The following is a 4,458-nucleotide window of genomic DNA, read 5'->3' as shown; positions in this document are numbered from 1 at the left end:
ATTATCGGATGCGAAACTCACATAGTCACCGGACTCCTACTCGGGGACCCAACCAGGAACCCCAACGACAAGGCCAATTCAGTCGCCAACCGTGGCAGTCGGTGTGCTGTAGTCTTTTACCAGAACACCAGCCACAAGGGTGCCGGCATTCGGTTCAATCGGCCAGCGAGTGGCGGAATCACGTCGGACCCCTACTTGAAAAACGGAGGCGGCTACAGCGAGACATCAGGCGCTAGCTCGAAAAACTTCCAGGATAAAATCAGTAGTCACAAATGGGTAAGGTGCTCGTGAAGACACTTAGTTCAAACCGCAACCGCTCGGCTGTGCGCCGGGCGGTTGCCCTTTTGGCCGTCGCGTTTCTGACAGCGGGTGTTGCTGGTTGCGGTAACGCAGACGACGAACAGACCGACAGCTTGGCGGGTATGACCTCGACTATCGACTACGAAGACGGATCGATAGAAACTCCGGGCCGACAACTGACACTCACATGGGACGAAGAGACGACAATCGGGTACGCCAACAGCATTGCGTCTTCAAAGTGCGCGGATAAACAAGGGATCGAGTATTCTCCCTACGATCGTCGCAACGAAATTTCGGAGAAAGCTTACACCGACATCGGCGTCTGGTCACCTACTCTAGCGGCGAAATATGGTTACGACTCCCTCCCCGATACAGAAGCCAAAGACAATGTCACTAGTGAGCAACTCTCCGAAGATGACATAGCTGTTCTCCGGGACTGTGCGACCAGTGATCCTTCCGTGAAGCAGTTCTCCGAAGTTGAGAACGAGTTCGCTAACGAAATCCAGCCCACCTTGGTCGATAACACTGTCGTTAATGACGAGGCACGGGAAGAAATTCGGCAAACTTGGGTTGACTGCATGGACTCTAAGGGAATCAAGATAGACGGAGAAGGATTCATCCCGTCTGGGGTCTCCACGATGGATGAAGAGGAAGCGATCAAGACGGCCCTAAAGGACGTCGATTGCAAGGAGTCAACCAAATTTGTTGATGCGTGGGCTGCCAATCTCTGGGAAGAGCAAAAGCAATATGTCACGAAGCATGCTTCGGAATATCAGGAGTTCCGATCACGAGCTGTTCCAGTACTAGAGGACGCAAGGCAAGTCATCAAGAGCTATGAAGGCTAATGGCAAATCACGACCACTTGGGTGGTTGAGTACACCACTGGGATTGGCCTCCGTTGTCGGATGTGTCCTCGCTATCGTCGGCTTCATGCTCGGCTATTTTCTCCGTGCTCCGCTTGATGATTTGAAAGACACAGACGAGCAAACTGTTACAGGACTCGCCAAAGTCGAAGAAAGGGCGCTGACCAGCGACACAACAATCGGCGGCAATGTCAGGCGCGGCAAGACGAGCGACATCACACTTCAAGCTAGCGAAGGCGAGCAGGTGGTGACTCGTGTCGAGGTGTCGAAGGGCGACGTGCTCAACTCAGGCCAACTGATCGCGATCGTCTCTGGGCGCCCAATTTTTGCCGTGAGCACAGAGTTTCCGCTCTATCGAAATCTCGACCTAGGAGACTCTGGCGACGATGTTCGCGAGCTGAACTCACTGCTCAGCAATCTTGGCAAGGCCTCCGCCCGGTCTGAGAAATTTACCCAGTCCACTCGCGATGGCATCGCCCAACTGTATTCCGGCTACGACCTTAAAGCTCCGTCATCCGGACAGGACGAAGTCAAGGAAGCACAGGCTGCGTACGACGAGGCGAAGTCAGATTCTGAGGTTGACGACGAAGAACGCCAAACGCTTCGTGAGCAGCTCGACTCCGCAAAAGCGAAGGCGGGAGTGCAGTTCAGACTCTCCGACTTTTATTTTCTACCATCGGGGAGCCCGAATATCGAGAAGATCGTCAAAAGAGGCTCGATCATCGATTCTGAAGAACCCGTGCTCGGGACCGTTCGCTCAGGTGAGAGCACGGTCAAAGCCCGCGTCGATCTGTCTCAAGCCGAGAAATTCGAAACAGGGACAGAAGTCACCGTGAGCACGACCGACAGCACGGTCAGCCAGGAGATATTCACAGTTAAAGAAATATCGGACTTCAAAGAGGCCAGCGGAGAAGACGACAAGATCCCTCCCGGCTACGATGTAACATTCGAATCTGAAGACGACTTCCCCGACGAACTTCAAGACGCTGCAGCCGTAAGCATCACGCTAGCGGGCGACGATAGCGATAAAAGCACCGCTATTCCACTAGTCGGGTTGCGAGAGGACCCTGAAGGAAACTACGTACTATTGCCGGGAGCCGACGAGAAGTGCCGTGTCAGCACTGGAGAAGAGGCATCTGGGTGGATAGAAGTATCCTCTGACTGCATCACCGTAGGAGACAAGATTGTCGTCGGCCCCTGATGAGTGAACCCATGGCCGTGTTCACTGACATTTCGAAGTCCTATGCCGGTCATCCACCTACTCAGGTGTTGACCGGTTTCAATCTCACCGTGTATCCAGGCGCAACTGTCTCAATTGTCGGCCCCAGCGGGTCAGGCAAGTCAACGGCTCTGAACATAATTGGCCTTCTCGACCGACCGACATCTGGTGTTGCCTCAGTGATGGGAGTGAGCACAGAAGAAGCTTCACCTCGAACAATTGACCGGCTCCGCGCTGATCACCTGGGGTTCGTTTTTCAGGACTCACACGTCCTGCCAGTACGAACATGTTCGGACAATGTTGAGCTAGCGTTGTGGGCTTCGCGAACTCCTCGGCACGATCGCCTCCAGCTTGTTGAAGATGCTATCGAGAAGGTCGGGCTTTCTCATCGCTTGCACCAACCGGCTCGAGTTCTCTCCGGTGGTGAACGTCAACGACTGGCTATTGCGAGGGCGATAGTGCGGGGCCCAGATATCATTCTGGCTGATGAACCCACTGGAAACCTTGACCCCGATAATTCGCAGCGCATCATCGACATGCTCAACGCTGAACGAGATCGTGGCGTTGCCGTCGTCATAATCACCCACGATCACCGGCTCGCAGAACAGTGCGATCGCTCGTACGAGTTAAGACACGGATCTCTCCAACAGCGGAGCACGCATGCGTGACCTGCTTCTTGATGTTGTCAGAGACGCAAACGCGAGACGCGTGAAAAGCCTCATTATCGTTGTCGTTGTCACCTTATCAATCGCCGGCCTCATTGCGTCACGAGTCGTCGCAGTCACGGCAGCAAACCAAATTGATGAGCAGCTCGCGGCTACAGCCTTAGATGAAGTTCGTGTTTACCAAGTTCACGACAGCTCCGCATCGGATGATACGGGCGCGACCGCCTCAAGTCTGGACCTACTTACCGAAGGATCCGCGGAGGCTGTGTCAACTATCTCTCATGTCAACTCCGCAACACGATACCTGCCTATCAGCCCCGGAGAACGAACGATTTCTCGTTTACCGGGCGGGCCAGAAGTTGAGGACGTGCGCGTGCTCGGTGTGGACGAAAGCTACTTCGGAGCCAATGATGTCGATCTGATTCCCGCCTCGATTGCAAAGACCTGGAGCAAGGCACCTGACGATAACATTGCACTAGTCGGTGCATCCGTCGCCAAGCAGCTCGGAATCGGCGCGCATAGCTACGATCAGACCTTCAGGTTTGGTATCCAAACGTTCACCGCAATCGGAATCGTCTCCAGCGAACGAGACCCAAAACTCGCCCAGTCGATACTTATCCCGCCACAAGTCGCTGAGGAGTTTCGGGACTACGACGATCACAGCGAACTCCTCGTGAGAACGGATTTGGGATTCTCGAGCTCGGTTGCGGCACTTGTTCCAGACCTTGCAGCTCCAGGTCAGGCATCGAAGATCGCTGCGTCCGGCGCTGAATCCCTTGGGGACCTGCGTAAGGGAGTTGCTACAGACGTCGACGGGCTTCTCATGGGCGTGGGAATCGTTCTTTGGATCCTCACTCTCTTGATCGTTGCCAACGCAACACTGTCATCAGTTATGGCCAGAACATCGGAAATCGGCCTAAGGCGCGCGATAGGCTTCTCTCGTGAACAAGTCGTGGTGAAGTTCCTTGTAGAGGGCGGGTTGCTGGGCTCGATAGGTGGCCTATGCGGCGTGGGATTCGGTGTCATCTTCGCGATCGGGATAACCGTGGCTCTTGGGTGGAATCCTCTTGTGCCGTTCTGGTTCCTCGTCGCGGGCCCTATAGCTGGCACTTTGACTGGAATCATCGCCTCAATTTACCCGTCATTGAAAACTGCAACCATTCGCCCAGCCGACGCAGTCCGCAGCGATTAAAGGGGCGATACAGTTCCCGCAGGTGGGAAACACGTACCTTCCCCCGGTGCTTGCGGTCGAGCTCCCAATTTCGCCGAAAGGTGCGGGGGAGCCTCGGGGGATCTTACGCGGCTGTGCCCTCTTGTAGGCATAGCCCAAGCTTCGCCCACAGGTGCGAGATATCCGGCTCATCGTAAATAAGAGTGTAGAAGCGGCCTGAAACCACCGGATTCGAGTAAG

The 4,458-nt window shown here is 54.8% G+C and carries 4 protein-coding genes; all 4 read left to right on the top strand.

Annotation, left to right across the window (positions count from 1 at the left end):
- Nucleotides 1-287 precede the first annotated feature (287 nt).
- The 4 genes from INT40_RS20140 to INT40_RS20125 are packed head-to-tail and all read left to right on the top strand — an operon-like array spanning nucleotide 288 to nucleotide 4,239.
- On the top strand, nucleotides 288-1,145 hold the full coding sequence (locus INT40_RS20140; protein ID WP_193096856.1) for a hypothetical protein: 858 nt from the start codon (nucleotides 288-290) through the stop codon (nucleotides 1,143-1,145).
- 25 nt (nucleotides 1,146-1,170) lie between these two features.
- The gene (locus tag INT40_RS20135; RefSeq protein WP_226831720.1) at nucleotides 1,171-2,364 is read left to right on the top strand and encodes an efflux RND transporter periplasmic adaptor subunit; all 1,194 of its coding nucleotides are present in this window, start codon (nucleotides 1,171-1,173) and stop codon (nucleotides 2,362-2,364) included.
- Nucleotides 2,364-3,050: an ABC transporter ATP-binding protein gene (locus tag INT40_RS21435; RefSeq protein ID WP_009885532.1), complete on the top strand. Its 687-nt coding sequence runs from the start codon at nucleotides 2,364-2,366 to the stop codon at nucleotides 3,048-3,050. Before INT40_RS20135 ends, INT40_RS21435 begins: the two co-directional genes overlap by 1 nt.
- A complete protein-coding gene (locus INT40_RS20125) occupies nucleotides 3,043-4,239 on the top strand; it encodes an ABC transporter permease (protein ID WP_069599443.1) in 1,197 nt (398 codons plus the stop codon). The genes INT40_RS21435 and INT40_RS20125 overlap by 8 nt, the downstream gene beginning before the upstream one ends.
- The last annotated feature ends 219 nt before the right edge of the window (nucleotides 4,240-4,458 follow it).

Origin of the sequence: Brevibacterium sp. FME17, from assembly GCF_014897515.1 — a bacterium.
Taxonomy (GTDB): Bacteria; Actinomycetota; Actinomycetes; order Actinomycetales; family Brevibacteriaceae; genus Brevibacterium.
This window is presented reverse-complemented; position numbering and strand designations above follow the sequence as displayed.

Coding starts and splice junctions, on each gene's coding strand:
- INT40_RS21435 (WP_009885532.1), top strand. CDS start 2,364: ATGAGTGAACCCATGGCCGTGTTCACTGACATTTCGAAGTCCTATGCC.
- INT40_RS20125 (WP_069599443.1), top strand. CDS start 3,043: ATGCGTGACCTGCTTCTTGATGTTGTCAGAGACGCAAACGCGAGACGC.